The organism is Pseudomonas sp. FEN (assembly GCF_904067045.1).
Taxonomy (GTDB): domain Bacteria; phylum Pseudomonadota; class Gammaproteobacteria; order Pseudomonadales; family Pseudomonadaceae; genus Aquipseudomonas.
Map to the genome: position 1 here is coordinate 86,902 of NZ_CAJFDC010000036.1, position 19,277 is coordinate 106,178.

The 19,277-nt window shown below is 56.1% G+C and carries 15 protein-coding genes and 1 pseudogene; 7 read left to right on the top strand and 9 right to left on the bottom strand.

What is annotated here, in order from left to right; genetic code table 11:
- Positions 1-298: 298 nt before the first annotated feature.
- The 3 genes and pseudogenes from PFEN_RS31645 to PFEN_RS24060 form a co-directional block, all read left to right on the top strand.
- Positions 299-718, top strand: a pseudogene (locus PFEN_RS31645) (HAMP domain-containing protein); the annotation flags it as partial.
- A 102-nt stretch (positions 719-820) separates the two neighbouring features.
- Positions 821-1,576, top strand: coding sequence for a methyl-accepting chemotaxis protein (locus PFEN_RS31650; RefSeq protein ID WP_412071487.1), 756 nt, complete (start codon positions 821-823; stop codon positions 1,574-1,576).
- A gap of 17 nt (positions 1,577-1,593) precedes the next feature.
- Positions 1,594-2,514: a substrate-binding domain-containing protein gene (locus PFEN_RS24060; protein ID WP_191489132.1), complete on the top strand. Its 921-nt coding sequence runs from the start codon at positions 1,594-1,596 to the stop codon at positions 2,512-2,514.
- An 87-nt stretch (positions 2,515-2,601) separates the two neighbouring features.
- Here the strand turns inward: PFEN_RS24060 and PFEN_RS24065 are convergent, their stop codons facing one another.
- The 6 genes from PFEN_RS24065 to PFEN_RS24090 form a co-directional block, all read right to left on the bottom strand.
- Positions 2,602-3,723: an aminotransferase class V-fold PLP-dependent enzyme gene (locus PFEN_RS24065; protein WP_191489133.1), complete on the bottom strand. Its 1,122-nt coding sequence runs from the start codon at positions 3,721-3,723 to the stop codon at positions 2,602-2,604.
- A gap of 1 nt (position 3,724) precedes the next feature.
- Positions 3,725-4,927, bottom strand: a complete 1,203-nt coding sequence (locus PFEN_RS24070) for an MFS transporter (RefSeq protein ID WP_224771063.1) — start codon at positions 4,925-4,927, stop codon at positions 3,725-3,727.
- Positions 4,928-6,178: an ATP-grasp domain-containing protein gene (locus PFEN_RS24075; protein ID WP_191489134.1), complete on the bottom strand. Its 1,251-nt coding sequence runs from the start codon at positions 6,176-6,178 to the stop codon at positions 4,928-4,930.
- A gap of 13 nt (positions 6,179-6,191) precedes the next feature.
- Positions 6,192-7,163, bottom strand: a complete 972-nt coding sequence (locus PFEN_RS24080) for a proline dehydrogenase family protein (protein ID WP_191489135.1) — start codon at positions 7,161-7,163, stop codon at positions 6,192-6,194.
- A 4-nt stretch (positions 7,164-7,167) separates the two neighbouring features.
- Entirely contained in the window at positions 7,168-8,232 is a 1,065-nt protein-coding gene (locus PFEN_RS24085; RefSeq protein WP_191489136.1) for a fatty acid desaturase family protein, read from the bottom strand.
- Between the two features lie 249 nt (positions 8,233-8,481).
- Positions 8,482-9,162 (bottom strand): helix-turn-helix transcriptional regulator, encoded by a 681-nt coding sequence (locus PFEN_RS24090; RefSeq protein ID WP_224771064.1) that lies wholly within the window; start codon positions 9,160-9,162, stop codon positions 8,482-8,484.
- A gap of 914 nt (positions 9,163-10,076) precedes the next feature.
- Here PFEN_RS24090 and PFEN_RS24095 point away from each other — a divergent pair.
- The 4 genes from PFEN_RS24095 (at position 10,077) to PFEN_RS24110 (ending at position 14,909) form a co-directional block, all read left to right on the top strand.
- Positions 10,077-11,375, top strand: a complete 1,299-nt coding sequence (locus tag PFEN_RS24095; RefSeq protein WP_191489138.1) for an ABC transporter ATP-binding protein — start codon at positions 10,077-10,079, stop codon at positions 11,373-11,375.
- 3 nt (positions 11,376-11,378) lie between these two features.
- Complete coding sequence (locus PFEN_RS24100; protein ID WP_191489139.1) at positions 11,379-12,746, top strand: polysaccharide pyruvyl transferase family protein; 1,368 nt, start codon at positions 11,379-11,381, stop codon at positions 12,744-12,746.
- Between the two features lie 9 nt (positions 12,747-12,755).
- On the top strand, positions 12,756-13,442 hold the full coding sequence (locus PFEN_RS24105) for a 2OG-Fe(II) oxygenase (protein WP_412071488.1): 687 nt from the start codon (positions 12,756-12,758) through the stop codon (positions 13,440-13,442).
- A gap of 525 nt (positions 13,443-13,967) precedes the next feature.
- Positions 13,968-14,909, top strand: a complete 942-nt coding sequence (locus tag PFEN_RS24110) for a class I SAM-dependent methyltransferase (RefSeq protein WP_191489141.1) — start codon at positions 13,968-13,970, stop codon at positions 14,907-14,909.
- 250 nt (positions 14,910-15,159) lie between these two features.
- Here the strand turns inward: PFEN_RS24110 and PFEN_RS24115 are convergent, their stop codons facing one another.
- The 3 genes from PFEN_RS24115 to PFEN_RS24125 form a co-directional block, all read right to left on the bottom strand.
- Positions 15,160-15,405, bottom strand: coding sequence for a hypothetical protein (locus tag PFEN_RS24115; protein WP_191489142.1), 246 nt, complete (start codon positions 15,403-15,405; stop codon positions 15,160-15,162).
- Positions 15,406-15,440: 35 nt separating this feature from the next.
- Positions 15,441-16,574 carry a glycosyl transferase gene (locus tag PFEN_RS24120; protein ID WP_224771065.1) on the bottom strand — a complete coding sequence of 378 codons (1,134 nt, stop codon included), beginning with the start codon at positions 16,572-16,574 and terminating at the stop codon, positions 15,441-15,443.
- A gap of 185 nt (positions 16,575-16,759) precedes the next feature.
- Positions 16,760-19,225, bottom strand: coding sequence for a glycosyltransferase (locus PFEN_RS24125; RefSeq protein WP_191489144.1), 2,466 nt, complete (start codon positions 19,223-19,225; stop codon positions 16,760-16,762).
- Between the last annotated feature and the right edge of the window lie 52 nt (positions 19,226-19,277).

Below are 19,277 nucleotides of genomic sequence, written 5' to 3' on the forward strand. Positions count from 1 at the left end.
GCAAGTTGCCCAGACCCAGGTGTTGCAGGGTTACAGCAGCAGCCAGGGAGTTCAACTGACCAACTATCTTCGCGATTACATCGCCCGTGAGCGCAGTGCCGGTGCCGAGGAAAACCTGGCCGTTGCGGAGAGGCTGTTGCTGGAAGTCAACAAATCCTATGACAGCCTGGCCGCCCACGCCGCCAAGCCGGATATCGCGACCTTGCAGCGCCTGCTCAACCTGCAGGATGAGGTCATCAACTCGCGGCTCCAGGCGTTTTTGGCTGTTGACCCCCGGGTGGGGCGCATCGTCGGGGTCATGGTCAACCGCTTGCTCAATGACCTGACCGGCAGTGACGGTCTGTACCGTGCCTTTCAGCAGGAAGCCAGCCTGGCCGAGCATGTCCGCGAGCAACGCCAGGCAACGGAAACCCGCCTGCAGGCCACGCTGGATAAGATCGGCGAGTTTGGCAGCCAGTCGCTTGACGTGGCCAGCGCGGCGAAGAGTGCCGCCGACGCTACCATCAGCAATAGCCTCAGCCTGCTGTTGATCGTCTGCGTGCTGGCGGTGTTGGCCGCGGTGGTGATCGGTACGTGGGTAGCCTTCAGCCTGCGTCGGCCATTGGCGGCCTTTCGCGAGGTGTTGAAACAACTTACCCGGGGTGACATGCGGGTGCGCTTCGATGTCAGCCGCAAAGATGAATTCGGCGAACTCGGCGGCTACCTCAACGAGCTGACCCAGGCCTTGCAGACCACCTTCCGCGAGCTGATTGGTTCCGCCGATACCCTGGCCCAGTCGGCGAGCGATAACGCGCTGGTCAGCGAACAGACCACGCGGGTAGTGGATGAACAGAAGGATCGCCTGCATTCCGCCGCCTCGGCGATGACCGAAATGGAGAGTACCGTCGAAGAAGTCGCGCGGCGGGCCCAGGACACACGTCATGCGGTGGATGACACCAGCGATCTGACCCACAAGGTGCAGCAGCGCGTGGCCGAGACGATCGTCAACATCCGCCAGCAGGCCGAGCAGGTGAACAAGGCTTCGGCGGTCACCGATGAACTGCAGAAATATGGCCAGAACATCGACAGCATCGTCGACGCGATTCGCACCATTGCCGAGCAGACCAACCTGTTGGCGCTCAACGCCGCCATTGAAGCGGCCCGCGCGGGCGAACAAGGCAGGGGCTTTGCGGTGGTGGCTGACGAGGTGCGTTCGCTGGCCAGTCGCACCCAGGCTTCGACCAGCGAAATCCAGGAAATGATCGGCCAGATGCAAGGCAAGATTCATTCCGCCGTGCAGGTGATGAACGAAAGCCAGGTGCAATCCAACAACTGCGTGACCCTGGCCTCTGGCGCCGATGAGTTGCTGGTGGCCATGGGCGAAGCGGTGGGCACCATCCGCGACATGAACATCCAGATCGCTGCCGCCACCGAGGAACAGAGCGCCACGGTGCAGGAAACCAGCCGCATGGTCACCCAGATCAACGACTCCGCCCAGCAGGCCGCCGAAGGGGCCGAGCGGACGGCCAGCAGTAGCCAGGGCCTGTCGGACATGGCCAAGGTGCAGCGTGAGCTGCTCCATCATTTCAGCGTATGACGCCTGGGAGACCGAACATGAAACAGTGGTTAACGCTTGCCTTGGCTGCCAGCTTCCTGGCTGCCGGCCTGGCCCAGGCCGCCACGCCGCTGTTGGGCGTGGGCATGGCCAAATATGATGACAACTTCCAGACCATCCTGCGCAATGGCGTGGAGAAACACGCCGCCGTGCTGGATGCCGACATCTTCATGGAAAATGGTCACGACAATGCCGAGTTGCAGATGCGCCAGTTTCGCAACCTGGTCAACTCCAAGGTGGACGCCATCGTGATCGCCATGGTCAATGCCAAGAGCGCGCCGGAAATGCTGCGTTTGGCCAGTGAGGCGAAAATCCCGCTGGTGTTTGTCAACCGCAACCCGACCCCGGACAAATGGCCGGCGCAGACGGCATTCGTCGGCTCCGATGAGCTGGAGTCGGGCACCCTGCAGATGGAAGAGTTGGCCCGTCGCGCCAACTACAAGGGCAATGTGGTGATCCTGGTGGGGGACCCGAGCAACAAGTCCTCGTTGATGCGTACCGAAGACGTGGAAAAGGTCGTCGCCAAGTACCCGAACATGAAAGTGGTGCAGAAGAAAGTCGGGAACTGGGAACGTAGCCAGGCAGCCGCCATCGTCATCGATTGGGTCAAGGCCGGCGTGGATTTCTCGATCATCGCCGCCAATAACGATGAGATGGCCATTGGCGCGATCATGGGCCTGGAAAAGGCCGGCAAAAATGCCAAGGACTATTGGGTCGGTGGCATTGATGGCACGCCAGACGGCTTGAAACTGATGGCCGACGGCAAGATGGCCGTGAGTGTGTTCCAGGACGCCGTCGGCCAGGCCAACGGCGCGGTGGAAGTCGCCTTGCGCCTGGCGCGGGGGGAAACCCTGGACTCACCGCTGATCTGGGTGCCGTTCAAACTGATCACCCCGGAAAATCGCCAACAGTTCGAATAGGCCGGGGGCATCCGCTGGTTCTTCAGACGGCTTCCAGAAAAATGCGCTCATCGAAATACACCATCGCCGCCCAGTGAGTGGCCGCAGCTAAAGACTCCGCAGGGTCACCAGAGCCTGTTCAATCTGAGCGAGGGTGATGTGCCGGCTCACTGAGGCACGCACGAAGTGTGTGACGCCCAGGTCCTTGAGCAGCAAAGGGCTATGCGCGGCAGTGCCCGCCCATAGGTTGAGCCCCCGCTCACGGGCCTGGCGGACAAAAGCCTGGGCCGGCACGTTGTGCGGCACGAAAGAGGCAATCCCGGTCTGTTCGAACTGGTCACACATAAGCGTTAACCGCGGCAGACGCCGCAGCTCCTGCACCAACAGCGCATAGGGCTCCGTGCTCACCTGCCCGCCGCCCACCTGCACGTACTCCTGCAACGCTGCGTGCAACCCCACCAGCGCCGAAAAGCTCTTTTCAGCGATCTCCAGCACCCGCGCGCCGGACATGTCCACCCGGTTGACCTGGCCATCCGTGCTGGCGGCGTGCAAATCGGCAAAATTCAGCTGCAACTGGCCAAGCAGGCGGGGCGACACGTAGGCAATCCCACTGCCACGGGGCCCGCAGAGAAACTTGCGGCCCGCGCCCGTCAATAGATCACAGCGGATGTCGCGCACATCCAGCGGCAACTGCCCCAACGACTGGCACGCATCCACCACATACAGCGCGTTCGAGCCTTTGAGCAGCGCACCCAGCGCTGCCACTGGATTGATCACCCCACAGCACGAGGGCAGGTGCGAAACGCTGACGAGAAACACGTCCTCGTCCAAATGCCGCTGCACCCATTCCAGGTCCAGCGGGCTGGTGGCCGTGGTCGGGATCACTTCGACGCGGATCTCACGCGATAGCTTGAGGTAGTTGAAGAAGATCAGGTTCGCCGCGTATTCCGAGGTCGACACCCAAACCCGCTTACCTCGGGGGAATTGCAGTTTGCTGAGAATGCTGGTCCAGGCTTCGGTGGCACTGCTGAAAAAGCCAATCTGCGAAGGTTGTGCATTCAACAGCCCGGCCACCACCCGATACAGGTCGACGTTGAGCAATTCTTCGTAGGCCAGTTCGGTCTCATAGCTGCCCATTTGCGCTTCAATGGCGGTAAAACGCTGGATCGCATTCAGCGTGGCCGACGACATCAGGCCGGCACCGGCAGTGTTCAGATGCACCACATTCATTTCACGCTTCCTTGTTCCACAAGACAGTCGACCCTTTCATTACCCCCACCGCCACCGCGAACAACAGCAATACCGTGCCCGCCAGCAGCCACGGCGAAGGCAGGGATGGCTGTGACACCAGCATGAACGCCAGCGACGGCGTGAGCATCACGCCGATATTGACCCCCGCCGAGTAATAACCGAGGTTGCGGTCCACGGTATGACGGCTGGAGATACTGCTGACGTAGTGGGTGATGCCTGGAAACACGATCATCTCCCCCAGGCTCCAGAACACGGTGGCCACCAGCAACAATGCGCCGATATGGCTGAAGCCCATCAGGAAGAACCCCACGCCGGCCACCAGGAAACCGGCCACCAGCGACCGGCTGCTCGACAGGTGCGACATACGCTGGTTGATCGGCACTTCGAACACGATCACCAACAGTGCATTGACAAAAAAAATGATACCGACGTAGTACGCCGGCAATTCGGTGTAATTGATGATGTAGGCCGACAGGAAAGTCGGCGGCAGCGCATAGCCAATGTGCACCGGCAATGCCGCCAGTAAAATCACCAGCAAGCGCGAGCGCTCGTGCAATGCGCTCTCCGGCAACCCATTGCCCTTGCTGACGACGGCAGCCCCTTGGGCTACTGGCGCCGCACGCCCGAACCGCAGGCAGGCAACGAAGGCCACCAGGGACAACGCCGCGTTGATGTAGAACACCGCGTCGGCGTTACTCAGGAAAATCAGGCTGCCCAGCAATGGCCCGATCGCCATGCCGATGTTGATCGCCAGGCGGTTGCAAGAGAACGCCACTTTGCGCGACTCACTACTGCTGTGGCTGACCGTTTCGGAGAACGCCGCGGGGGTGAATGCCTCATAACAGGCGCCCCACAGAAACGACAGCACAAACAGTACCGCGGGGTTATCCACCGACGGAATGATCAGCAGCAGCAGCGCGTTGAGCAGCAACGAACCGAGGATCACCCGATTGGCGGAACACCGCTTGATCACCTCGCCGATGATCAAGTCCACGAACAACGCCCCCGCGCCATAGACGCCCACCAGCAAGCCTGCGGTGCCCGCCGATACGGCGTGCTGATGAATCAGGTACGCCGCATAGAAAGGGAACGCCATGGTGCCCATGCGGAACACCAGGGTGATCAGGAACAGCAACTGCAAGCGAGCGTTGAGCCCGCGTAACGCGCGATAAGTGCCCATCATTCAGCGGATCACATAGACGTTGTCTTTGTACTGGCGGATCTGCTCGTAATCCTGGTCGATATCGCGCTGGCTCTCCGATACCAGGAACACCCGCAGCGGACTGCTGAGCAGGTCCACGGTCCTTTTCATCAGCTTGCCAGCCTTGTATTTGACGCTCAGCTTATGCACCGAGGGCAGCCCCTCAATCAGCTGGATGGCCGCTTCATTGAACCCGGTAACCTCACCTTGCAGCGTGGTGTCGGTGTTGATGACACAGGCTTCCTTGAGCTTGTGGTAGCGTTTGCCGGCGTAGTTTGCCTTGAACGCCTCACTGTCGCAGTACACCAGGTAGGTAAGCTGCGCCTGGTTGCCGCCCAGGCTGATGTCATGGAATTTGGGCTCCATGTTGCCGTTCAAGCGAGCACCGACTTCCACCAGAGCGGGGCCGGCTTCGGTGAGGATCACTTCCGAATGGGCCGGGCCGTTATTGATACCCAACGCCTTGAGTACCTGCACGATGTAGTCCACCAGCACATTGGCTTCGGCACTGTCCGGGGCAATCAGCACGTCGCGGTCGTAGATGTTCTTGCCGCCGCTGATTTCGCGCTTCACGTAGCGCCAGATCCCACAGACGTAGGTCTGCCCATCACGGCTGACGGTATCGACGATGTACTCCGGGCCTTTGAGGTAGGACTGGCAAAGAATCTCGGTATTGGCCAGGCCGAAGATATCCAGGTTAGACAGCACTTCCTCACAAGCACGCTTGACGTCCTCGACGTTATGGCAGATCGAAACCCCGTCGGTCGAGGCCGAGCTCAGCGGCTTGATCACGCAGGGAAACACTTGGCCGGCCTCTACCCAGGCCAGCAGCTCGGCGGGGTCCGACGATTTGATCTGGCGTGCCGTCAACAGGCCCGCGGCGGCGACTTTTTTGATCATTTCAAACTTGTCGCGGCGAGCGCGTGAGCCAGCGCTGCCGTTGGAGGTGGACAATTGCAACTGTTCACTCAAGTAGTCGGCAAATGGCACGCCAGGCTCCTGGCCAGCAATGACGGCGACTACATTGAATTCACGCAGGCGTCGCACGATCTCTTTGGCATTGTCGTTGAATGCCAAATTGTGCTCGAACTCCGACAGGTTCGGCCCGAGCATGCTCGGCATCAACTCGGGAGTGCTCTGTACATGGATCAGGCTGAAACCGGCATCCCGGAAATATTTCGGCAGGAAATTACCGCTCGAGTAGACATCCACCAACGCGACGTACTGCTTCATAAGAATGTCCTTTTCAGTAATGAGTGGCGGTTTCAGAGGCCCGTGGCGAAGCCACGTCATCCAGTGCCAGGAAAATGTTCTGCGGAAACTCAGCCACACGGTGCAGCAGATGCAAGTACCAGTTGGTGCCATACACCGCCGATACCCGGGCCTTGACCTGGCCCTGATCTTTTACCGCCTTGATCAGTTCAGGGCGCACGCCGTGGAGCATCTCCAGCTCGCCGCGGTTGGCGATGTGGCTGGTGAGGATTTCTTCAACCAGCAACGGGTCCTGGGTCGCGAAAGCAAACTGCCCACGGCCGCCATTGATCCGGTCCAGCAGCCCCAGGTAACGCTCGTTGAGCGCCTCGCCACGAGGCAAGGCAATCGCGGCAGGCTCAGCATAGACGCCTTTGACCAGGCGCACTTTGCAGCCGGTTTCCAGGACCGCCCCCAGGTCATCCGGGGTTCGGTTCAACTGCGCCTGCAGGGTGATCCCCACGTTGGGGAAGCGCCCGCTCAGTTGCAGGAAGATATCGAGGATCGAATCCGTCCATTGGGAGCGCTCCATACTGATGATCACACCGACATTCTTGTCGGCCGCATGGGTCAGGATCTTCGAGCAGTTCTCGATCGCCAGTTCCCGGGAAATGATGGTGCCGACGTTAGACAGGTCGAACCCCAGTTGAGGTGGTTCGCCGAGCTTGGGATGCTGCACGATCAAGTCGATCAGCTTCAGGTATTCGTCGGTTGCAGTGGTCACCTCGGCCAACGTAGTCGCTTCCTCGCCGACGAACTCGACACCGGTGCGATAGCCTTTGCCCAACAGGGCAGCCAGCTTGTCGAGCATCTCCAGGCGGTCTTCGGAAATGATGTAGCGAAGGGCTGCGGGACGCAGGAAATCACGCAGCGTCTCGCTGCCCAGGAACAAGTCACGATAGGTCTTGTTCGCCGCCAGTTTCTTCAGGGCCAGGGTAGCCAGCAAGCTGTTATCAGTAGTGTTCATGGCGTTAAACCCCGTAAGCCTGGTTGAGCATGCGACGTGCGAAACTCGAATCGTCGCCTTGATTGGCAATCTTGTGGGCGCGGAACTTGGCCGCGTAACTGAGCAGGGTCTCTTTGTGACGGCTATGCCGGTCACGAGTAAAAATACCGGCCCACATGTTGTCCCAGCGCGCGTACTCAGGATGTGACATCAGCAGCTTATGTGCCTTGCGCATATTCCAATGGGGTATCGACGGGTGCAGGTGGTGCACAAGGTGATAGTTATCGTCATGGCGACCAAAAAAGAAGTTTTCCAGCGCGTTGCCTTTACGGTTACGGGTCAGCAAGAGCTTGTCGGTCTCTACGGCAGGCAGCGGATAATGCTCGGCGAGTTCGATGATCCAGCCTACGGCGACGGCGGTGGTGAATAGCGGTACCAGCCAGAACAGCACCAGTTCAGCGACCACGCCAAACCAGACGGCCACCGCCAGAATCACCGCCCAGTAGGCCCACATCACCCCGCGTTCATTGCGGATGCGAGGGGCTTGGCCCTGGACCCGGTCCTTGACCACGTACTTGATGTACTGAAGGGTCCTGTAGCCGGACAGCGCCATCACCACGTTTTTCAAGAAAAACTCACGCTCGCTCTGTTGCAAGTCGTATAGGCCACATTTGAGATGGAAATTGTAGTCAGGGTCTTTTTCCGGATGTCCCAAGTGCACATGGTGGTTCTTGATGTGCGACGTGCTGTAGGACTGATACAGGTGGAAAACCAGGTAGCCCGAGAGAAATGTACCGGCGAACCAGTTGATCGCGCGGTTTTTCGCCAAGACCTTGTGGGTTGACTCGTGTAGCACGTTCGTCAGGGCACGCTGGGTGGTACCGATCAGAAATAGCGAAAGCGGATAGAACCAGTAGCTGACACCCAGGGACAGGTAGATGGCAAAGACGATGATTGCATAGTCCTTACCCAGTGCTATGGCCCAGTGATAGTTATCCTTCTTGCACAGATGCTTGAGCATTCCGAAGGTTTCACGGGAAATACCCGCAGCGTATTCGCCAGCAGACTCTTTGTTTTTATCGACCAGCATAATCACTCCATAATTAAGCGGTACGCTGCAACACCAGGCTCATTGCTGGGCTAAGGTTTTTTCAGGTGTTGCGGCTATTGTTTTTTTGCCTGAGCTAGACTCATTAGCTGCAAAAAAAACTAAAGCACCGCTTGATTGCGAACAAGCTGCCCTTTTAGACAGGTAGGGCCGAATCACACGCGCACACGCACGCCAGCCGGTGAAAATTCATCGGCGGGCGTGGCATTTGCAGATGGGAGTGCCCGTTGATCAGGCCTGTTCGCGGATGTAGCCCAGTTGCAAGGCTTTGCGAATTGCGGACTTTCCGTTGGTGACATCCAACTTGCTGAAGATATTCTTCATATGGAACTTGACGGTGCGCGGGCTCATTGAAACCAAGAGCGCTATTTCGTTATAGGTCTTGCCCAGGCTGGTCCAGGACAACACCTCCGTTTCCCGAGGCGTGAGTACAGTTTCCTGTACAACTGGTGGGCGCGAGGCTACGTCGCTTTCCAAGGCCTCGTCGTAGACCGAGACCAGCAGCATCTGCAGCTCACTTTTGTTAGCCAGCACTCTCTCGCGAAACTGCTGGTGTTCGCCGAAGCTGCACAGGTTGAGGATGGAATAAAACCCCCGATTGCCATGCACGATAAAACTGGCCCCCTCGCCGACGGGGGCACAGGGACCCGGCACCGGGACCGCTTCTGCCGCGGGCGCGAGGATGTTTTCATCGCTCCAGAAAAACGGTTTTATGCGGCGCTTGGACAAAGACAGCAATTGACCGCGTTGGTAGAAGTCATCCGCAGAGTCACCGCGGTCCAGCGCATCGGGATAATTGGTGATGATTTCCGCTTCATCCAGCGTCGGTCCACACTGATAGACCTCGAAATGCCCAAGGCCACGTCTGCTCAGCTCGGCATCGAGCAATTGGTGCACGTCGGCGGGCTGCATGGGCGCGTTGTTATTGGTTGGACTATCGCTTCGCATGAATATCATCCCTGATAAGTGACAACGGCAGGCTAGCGATCTGGCGGAGGCCCTTTAATCCTGAAGCGCCTCATCAGACTCGACCCGCGCCGTGGGAAATTTCCCAAATCGAAGACAAGAATGAAACATGCCCTACCAGCCTTGTCCAGTGCTTCCGACAAGGGGCCGACAGTGGGCAGGCTTGGCCGATGGAGTGGGAGCAAATTTCATTTTTCGAGTCGCTCATCATTGGGTGAACCGCTCGATCGGAACAGCACAGGGAGGTTGTGGCGTAGGGAAGCTCAGGAGCGGGCTCAGCTAGGACAGCAGTCACAGCGGTCTCAAAAACGACGGTTTTTACTGGTTTGCGATAGCCTTCATCTCGCCTGGAAAACCTGGTCTATGAGAGCTCTCAAGCAGTCGAGTTTGAAAACTATCTCAGCGAATTGCCAGGCCAGCATTTCGATTGAGGAGGGAGATTAAAATGGCTTCAGGGCAACGGTGCATGGCAGAGGCTGGCTGGCTGGCTGGCTGGCTGGCAGATTCGATGCAGATTGCGTATCCTGTCCAAGCTTGCTCCGAGAATTTGTTGGCGCATTGCCTCCCCTTGGAGATACTTGATAGCCCGCCTCCAAAGGTGGGCTTCTCTATCTCTGCTGCACGAGTTTGTTCAATCAGTAGCTCGCCTGTTGATGCTGACCCCGGATTGACCCAGTTGCCGATGCAAGATTGTCCCATCTCAAAAGCTGCAAAAATAAAGCACAGACAATGATTCACGAGGATTCAGACTGGGTCAACTTGGCGTCGGCGCCAACATCCTAAAGGCTGTCGCACCTGCTAAGCACTATTTTCAATAACACGCCGGAATAACGCTAGCGACTCAAGGAAGGGCTTTACCGATGTCGCGTGAAATGGCCATCAGTGCCGAAAACCTGAGCAAGTGTTATCAAATTTATGATGCCCCCAAGGACCGTCTGCTGCAGATGTTGGCACGCGGCAGGAAACGTTTTTATCGCGAGTTTTGGGCCCTCGACGATGTCTCCCTGACGGTCGAAAAGGGAGAGACCGTCGGTATTATCGGTCGCAATGGCAGTGGTAAATCTACGCTGTTGCAACTCATCTGCGGGACGTTGATGCCAACCCATGGTCATGTACGAGGGGATGGCCGTATTGCTGCGTTGCTTGAGCTGGGGTCTGGTTTCAATCCAGAGTTCACCGGTCGAGAAAACGTCTATATGAATGCAGCTGTGCTGGGTTTAAGTAGCTCAGAGATCGATGCTCGCTTTGATGAAATCATAGCTTTCGCCAACATCGGCGACTTTATCGACCAGCCCACCAAAATCTACTCCAGTGGGATGCTGGTGCGTTTGGCCTTCGCCGTTTCGGTCTGTGTGGAACCCGACATCCTGATCGTCGATGAGGCCCTCTCTGTCGGCGATGCATCCTTCCAGTTCAAATGCCTGAACCGGTTGGAAGAGCTGACTGCTAAAGGCACGACGCTGTTGTTCGTCTCCCATGACATGACCATGGTCAAACGTTTTTGCAATCGGGTCATATACCTGCGCCAAGGCCGGGTCGTTGCCAGCGGCGCACCCGATGAAATAGCCGAGTTGTACTTGCTCGACATGCGCGACGAGCAACGGCAATGGGCCAGTGGCGGCGTCATACCGGTCACGCGCAAATCATTTATGGGTGAGCAGGATGGCGTTGCGTTTGGCACCCACGAGGGCCACATCAGCTCTGCCTGTTTCACCAACACCCAGCAGTTGTCCTCGAGCTACCTGTATGGCGACGATATCGAGATTCACGTTGAGGTGCTGCTCAAAGAATCAATCAGTCGACCCAACATCAGCTTCACCATTCAGGAGGCAAGGCTGCTGGTGATTGGTGGCGCAAATTTTGCGCTGCAGGCAGGCCCAGCCGAAGATGGCTGGCGACGTGCAGCGATCACCGTGTGCTTCCCGGCCAACCTCAGCGCAGGTCGCTATCACATCACCCTCAAGCTTCTGGACGGGGAAAATGAGCACACCTCACAATTGATTGAGAAACAGGTGGCGCCGTTAGCGTTTGACATGTTGCCGAACCAGAAAAACTTTCTGGGCATGGTTGATCTGGGTCTGCAAACTGTCAGCCCTGCGTCGAATAAAAGGCTATTCCAGGCCGATCGGCCATCCGATTGTGCAACTCACGGGGAGTAAGGTTTGACAGAAGTCATAAAACAACCCGCGTTGCACGTCGCTATATTCGGCACATTTGACGTAGAGAATTACGGCGACCTGCTGTTTCCGGTCATCGCCGAGGCGGAGCTGACGCGGCGGCTGGGCACCGTTAACCTGCATCGTTTTTCCTACAACGCAAAAAGCCCTCCCGAGTGGCCCTATACCGTTACATCGCTAACAGAACTACCGACGTTGGCCGAACAACTCGACGGCGCCCTGATAGGTGGCGGTTTTATCGTTCGCTTCGACAAAGTCGTCGCCCACGGCTACCTTCCCCCGACACCGTATATCCATCACCCCACGGGGTACTGGCTATCGCCGGCGCTGATTGCTCAGCAACATGGCATACCGGTGATCTGGAACGCGCCAGGCATGCATTGCAATGATATTCCCGAGTGGAGCGCCCCTCTGCTCAAGATGGTGTTGGAGAACAGCCAATGCGTTCGGGTCAGGGATGAGCTATCACGCGATAGCCTAAGAGAACTCAGTCCAACCACTGATATTCAAGCGTTACCCGATACCGCTTTCGGCCTGCCAAACCTGATCGATGAGCACCATCCGAGCAAGGCGTTTACCGAACTACGCAAGACGTTCGGGTTGGATAGGCCGTATATCGTCATTCAGCCGATTCACGTGGTCGAGCCGTTTTTGCAGCTTTTTGAAAAACATCCGCAAGCCCTATCCGGCTGCCGCTTGGTGGTCCTTCCGATCGGCCCGGTTCTGGGCGACCATCACATGGTAGTGTCCACCCGTATACCCAATACCCTTACTCTGCCTTTCTGGCCGGACCCGTTACTGTTGGCGGAAATCCTCTGCCACGCTCAGGCGGTCATCGGTCATAGCTATCACCTGTCCATCAGTGCCCTGGTATTTGGCGTTCCGGTGTTTTCCACGGCTGACCTGAGCATCGGCAAGTATACGGCGCTGGCCAAAATGGGTCAGATGCACGCTCTTGTTCAAGCGCAAGAACTGACGGAGCAATGGTTCACTTCACGACTGGGCAAAACAGAACCGTCTGCGGCGATAGAGGCCACAAAGGTGGAGCTGGCCACATATTGGGACCAGGTTGTGGACATCATCGTTCAAGGCAAGACTTCGGCTCACCACGCCCTCAATCGCTTCTGGCAGCATCTGCCTGCCTTGCTTGAAAACGAAGGCCATGCGCCCTTGTTACCCACAGAGCAGTCAGTACCCACGGTCGACTATCTGAACATCGAGCTCAACGCCAGACAGCGACAGATCTTCATGCTGACCGAACAGATTGCAAGGTTGCGAAACTCCAACAGCTTCAAAGTCACGGCACCTTTACGTGCGCTGAGGCGCGCTTTCAGAAAATTGAGGGGAAAATAAATGCAGCCCATCCTGAACCTGTCAGCACTCAAGCATGGTGTACTCAAAATCGATCCATTCTCATGGGCCGAAATAAGCAACCTGTATTCCGCGCAAGACGCTGCCGCCCTCGCCGCTAGCTATCCCCACGATCACTTCAAGACCGTGACGGGTTATGGCGGGGAAAAAAATTATGACTACGAGGCCCGCGCCTTGTTACCTATGGGTAGCAACGCCATTGCCCACGAGGCTGAACTGAGCGATGTCTGGCGTCGACTTGCCCGGGACCTGTGCAGCGAGGCTTATCGCGATGCCCTCAGCGCCCTGACCGACCGTGACCTACGTCATGCTCCAATGGAGGTGAACGTTTTTCACTATGGGCCTGGGGCTAGCCTGGGACCACATCCAGACCTCCCAGACAAACGGATCACCCATATTCTCTATTTCAATGAGTCTTGGGATCGATCCCATGGCGGTTGCCTGAATATCCTCCGCAGCAAGGACCCAACTGCCGTGGCCGCAGTGGTCGAACCTCTAGTTGGAAACTCTGCCATACTGGTACGTTCCGATAACTCCTGGCATGCCGTTTCTCCAGTCGTCCCGAACCAAAGGGGCTCACGCCGGAGTGTGACAGTGACCTTCTACCAGCCAGGCTCCGAAAGCTCTATGTGGCCCCTGGGCGATACCACGCCTCTGCAAAGTTACCCACGAAACTGATGGCCTTGGCTTGTCGGTAACACCGTCAAGCCTTCAGTAAACCTCCGATGTATCAGTATTGCTACTTACTATCAAATGACATTTCCAGGCAATACGTGTTCGCATCTTTTGCCTCTATCAACACGGCAAAACCACGGGACACTCGGCTACCATGGGCCATCCCCGCATGCAGTTCAGAGCGAGGATCGATAATGATGTACCACGTACGTTGCGTCTAGGCCAAGGACAGTCCGCAGATAGGCTGCACTGCGCATATACAAGGGTGAGAGAGCGCACGCCCCCTCTATGCACACCGACTCTTTATCGTTTATTTATTTGACATCAAAAAATTTAGGGCATCCTTATTGTTCTATCCTATTTGGTCATACCAACGCGCTACACTTTTTCGACACCTTGTTCACTGCACTGGACTATCTTCAGGGATGCTTGATCAGTTGCATAAAGCGCCAACACTGTCATCAGGAAGACTCCTCGGGTCCAAGCGCGCTACACTGACGAAAATAGCTCGGGACGGGGTTCTGGAAGATGGCGTTGGTAACAGATGAAGAGTTTGATGCCGCTTTGGCAGTGATGCAAAAGCTGCTTTGGGCTGATCCACAGGATAGAGAGCGACTGCAAACGCGCGGCCTTAATCTGATCCCTTGCAATTTTTACTCAAGCACACCATCGATTTCCGAAACGTATAGCTCCTATGAATACAATGAATCAGAACCACCGTATCTGAACAGCGGCCTGTTTGATCAGGAAAAACTCCGAGCGGAGCTAATCGAGCTCATTCCGTATGCGGTGGATTTCAATCCTGCTGAAGTGGATGATCACGAAACCTGCACCTCCTATTTCTGGAGAAACGGCCAGTTCACATGCAGTGATGCCATGGCCTATTACGCCTATGTCAGGCGTATCCGCCCAAAAACCATTGTGGAAATCGGCAGCGGGTTCTCATCGCTGATTGCTCTGGAAGCGCTGGGCAAAAACGGAACGGGGCGGTTGCACTGCATAGAACCTTTTCCGAGACCCTTCATAACGTCGCTTAGTAACGAGGGCGCCCTTCAATTGGAAGCGATACGTGCTCAGGATTTGACCGCTGAGATGTTGAACTCCACTCTGCAAGATGGCGACATTCTGTTTATCGACTCCACCCACACGGTCAAAACAGGTAGCGATTGCCTGCATATTTACCTTCGCTTGCTGCCGAAAATAACCAAGAAGATATTTGTCCATGTTCACGATGTCTTTCTGCCATTTGGTCTTCCACAGAAGTGGTTGATCGATCACCAGATCTACTGGACCGAGCAGTATTTACTGCTAGCGCTGTTGATTGACAACCCGCGCACGAAACTATTGTTCGGCAATGCGTACCACAAACATTTCAACGATGATCTTTTGAGCGAACTCATGCAGGGTCGATCTGAAAGCGGCGGAGCCAGTTTTTGGTTTGAGTTTGATGGCCGCACCACTGTGGATTAAAGCCTGAGCAGGCGTCGAAGGCATCTAAATTAGCGCGCCCAGCGCCTTGAGCGGCTTTCGAACAGTGAGCGGGGATTTGTGCGACGGCTTCAAACTGTAAGGTCACTCAGGTGCAAATCCTGCTCCGCCAGTAAAGCCCGCAGCACTTCAAGTTGCTCATCATTTACCTGGCTTACATCAGCACTCGCGCGGCCTCAAGCTGTTGCTCTTTTTCCTGAACCACGTCCAGCACAGCAGGACCTGTTGCTTCTCAATCAGACATTCCATCGTGGCCTGATTCAGTCACCGTTGGGTGGGATGCTCCGGAGAGAGCGTGTCGATAATCTAAGGCTGTACGCTGGCTGATACCGGCAAGTACAGCGGTCAGTGTCTCGATATCATCGATGATCTGGACCGAACAAATTTCTGATACTGGGAGCTTTATGCGCCCCAACACCTCCCAGATTTGAAGGTCCAGCGCCAACAGGCTTGCATTATTTACGAACGCATGGGTCATGCTTGTTTCGTTCCTGAAGCAGGTAGGTGCGCATCCTATGAACTCAAGCCTGATGCCGTAAACGCAGCATAGGCATGGGTATGTACTTGGGTCGCGGCAAAGCGCATCGACCAGAGATTATCCCGGCGAAACTGCCTGATAATTAAATGGTTGCTTTGAAACGCGAGTGCGCTCTGGCAGACGTTGTGCAGCTCACTTTGATGATCGACTATCCACACTTCCAACTCCTCGCCTCGTCGGGCCATCTCACCGAAACGGGTAGAAATCACTGGAAGTCCCAGAGCGCGGTATTCATAGTATTTGATCGGATCGACTGACGCCGTCAGCCGGCTGAGCTTGAAGGGGATCAAGCCTACCGAAAATCTGGCCATGGCCGATATGGCTTCGGCATGTGAGCATTCTGGCAGCAGCTCGATATTGCTTGGCAGCGGACACGGTGCCGGGGTAGATATCGGGCCGATCAGTTGAATCCGATTTACCGGATTGGCACGCGCCATGGCGACGACCAGGTCCCAATCAAACCAACGGCCGATGGTGCCGACATAACCCAATATATGCTGCTTCTGACCCAGATCCAGGCTGTCGACAGGCGCAAATGCTTGAATATCACACGCATTAAGGACCAGCTCAACCTCGTCCGTAGCGCTCAGCAGCTTGTCGCGCAAGGTAGTGGAAGCCGCCAGCACCTTGGACACCTTGCTAACAAGTCGACGCTGGCGACTCTCCATGGAGCGCCGTGAAAGCCCCCGATAGAATGCCGGAAAATCATCCATGGCATCGTAAACGGAATAACAGGCTGGCAGCAGCGCCAGCAGTTGCAAGGCGAGTTCGGTGGGTTTCCCAACGCAAATCATGCAGTGCCCCGCCTCTGCGAACGCCATGGCTTGCTTGAAAATGTCGCGCCAGAGCCACCGCTGCAGCAGTCCAGATCCGGCAATCGGCTCGATCGGCAACGCTTGAGGTTTACACAGTTGCAGCCAGTGCGGAATGGCAACGCGTTGCTGTTGCCCCGCTGGCGAGGTGCGGGTGAAGTCTTGCAGCGACGGCAGACGTGTCGGATAGGGATCGACCCAAAGTACCGGCGCTTCCGTCTGACTGTGCAACCAGTTGACGAAGTGATGCGGGCGCTGGCTGAAGCTGGCCCACGGCACCGGTGAGAGGTAGATCATTCGCATTGCTGGAAGTGCTGCCTTAAAACGCAGATGTTGGGCCGTGGCCAGCACCCGACACTGGATATGTTCGTCGGCCAGCAGGACCGTGATAACTGGACCACCTTGATGGCTTCAGGACGCGTACCGATGATGCAAAGGACCTTCTTGGTCATTTATTTTCTCTTCCGATGCATGTCTGATGTTCAGACGCCCCGATAGGTATGTGGACTCCAGGCCCCCCACTTTGCCTCATAAATCGCTTTGTTTTTTTCGAAGAGTGCCTGCTTTTTTTCTACGCCCAATTTATTGAATGAAGCAGACAAATGGTGGTGAACGAAGACATCTTCGGCACAGGCAGCACGCATGCCGCTGTGCTGCACACGACGACAGTAATCGTCATCTTCAAAAAAACCCAGACCATACTCTTCGCTCAGGCCGCCGACCTTCTCATATGTTGAGCGAGAAAACATGGCACAGAAGAATGCCAAGGTATTAATTTCGAACCACTCGCCCATGCGTGCCCGGGTCATACTCGCAGCCTCGGCCGGCATGTCTTTGATCGCTGTGTACCCGGTATCGACACGCGCTTCATTGCCGATATTATTGGTGATCGGACCGATGATCCCGATATCCTCATTGTCTCGCAGGTGACGCATCAAGCCTTTGGCCCATCCGGCGGTAACCACCGTATCGTTGTTCAGGATAACGAGATAATCGCCACTGGCCGCCGCAAGACCTACATTGTTACCTGCAGCAAAGCCCTTGTTTTCAGAGTTGAGGATGACGACTCGGTTCGAGTGCCCTTGGGCCCACATCTTCAGGAACGTGGGCGTATCGTCGCTGGAATGGTTATCTACGACGATTATCTCAAGGTTGGCGTAGTTGCTCTGCATCACTAGACTGTCCAGACAGGCTTTGGTCAAGTCCAGATTGTTATAGGTCAAGACCACGACGCTGATTCTCGGCACAGGCAGCATATCGATTGCCTCGCGCAGGCTGATAGCGCGATGTCGCCAGGTCTGACCCTTCGCAAATAACTGACGGGCCTGAAATGCAGACTCTGGCTCTGGAAGAGCTTTCAGAGCGGCGTGTACCGCCAAGACGAAATCAGCGGCAGTTTCAGCCGTGTTGATCAGCTCCCCGAATTGGCTCAACTCCGGCAGTTTCACTGCAACGACCGGTTTTCCTGCGCTCAGGTATTCATAAACCTTCACTGGGTTGGTAGCCAGGGTTAACGGAATGACCTTGAAGGGCAGCAAGCACACATCCATGGCATGCAGGTAGTATGGGAGAGAGGCGTACGGCACTTCTCCTTGCATTACAATATTCGAATGGGCTTTCAGGGACTTTCTGGCGTTAACCGTGTCGTTACCGATCAGCAATATCAAGTGCTGGGGTAAAGCCTCAGCGACTTGTTTAAGCAGATTCAGATCGAACCACTCGGCGATAGCTCCGTAGTAACCTATGATCCTTCTGCCCAGGGCGTCTTGATAGATACTGTCTGGACGTTGGCTGAAGACACTGTATTCAGTCGCATTGCGGATGACTTTTACGTTGGGGTTTTCGCGTTTTCCGTGCCGTCCGATCCAGTCGGAGGTTGCCACCAGCAGGTCAGCTCTGCGCATCAAGGCGATTTCGAGATCCAGCATTTCCCGTGAGACATTGCCGAAGCCTTCATGATGATCCATGCAGTCATAGACCAGCGTGGAGTCAGGAACTCGTCGAGCGACCGGAAACCAATAAGCGTGCTGGACGATGCAATGAGTAGCACCGATATTCGCCCATTCAAGCAGCAGCGCCAGACTCCGACACAGCTGTGAGATGGCATCAGCTGAAGGGGGGGCATGATAGATAGCTGGAGCGCCGCTGACGTTCAGGCGGATCTGAAACAATCCACTCGCTTGATCCAGTTCTTCAACGTCGAAGCCCGGAGCGTCATCGTCGATAAAATGGTTGGATATATACAGCGTTCTCTGGCCTGCTTTTGCCAGCTCCTTGGCCAAATTTTGCGGCCGCTGAATACGAAAATGCCAGTCAATAACGCCAAACATCAACACCGCAGGCTGCGTGGTAGAAGAGCGCAATTTTATTCTTGCGAAAGCAGGCTTACCCACCAACTTGGTGAGAGTGGTCGACTGTGCCGGAAGAGTCGCCTCGCTGATTTTCAACCAGCGTCGAACACGGCGCGTCAACTTGCCCTTTAGCGCGGGCGTCAGCGGCAGTTGTGCATAGATTCTGCGCAATCCTTTATAAACGTGCTTGCGCAGGAAATAACTCAGTGGAGCACGCTCAATACGGCTGGCCCAGTCCGACAGCGTGAGCAACTCGGCCTGCTTCGATACCAGCTTTTTATTCAGGTCGACTGCCAAATCGAAACGGGTCACAGCTTCACTGGTTTTGATCTGAAGTAATTCGTTGGTCTCTTCGATTTGACGTTTGGTCGCGTGCAGTTGCGCCTTGAGCGATGCCTGCTGCTTGCGTAGCGCCTCAAGCTCCAGCGCCTGACGCGAAAGACTACTACGAAGCGCTTGTTCTTTCTCACGCAGCTCGCCGAGCAGCCGATCCCTGTTCTCGATCTCTTTGACTAGCAACATACCTTCAGCCGACCGGGTTTCAGCTAAAAGCGTTAGTTTTTCGATGCAATCAACAAGGCGCACAATGTGCCGCATGCCTTCATCTCTCCCTGAAATTATTACCATCATACCGGTTTAAGGCTGAAGC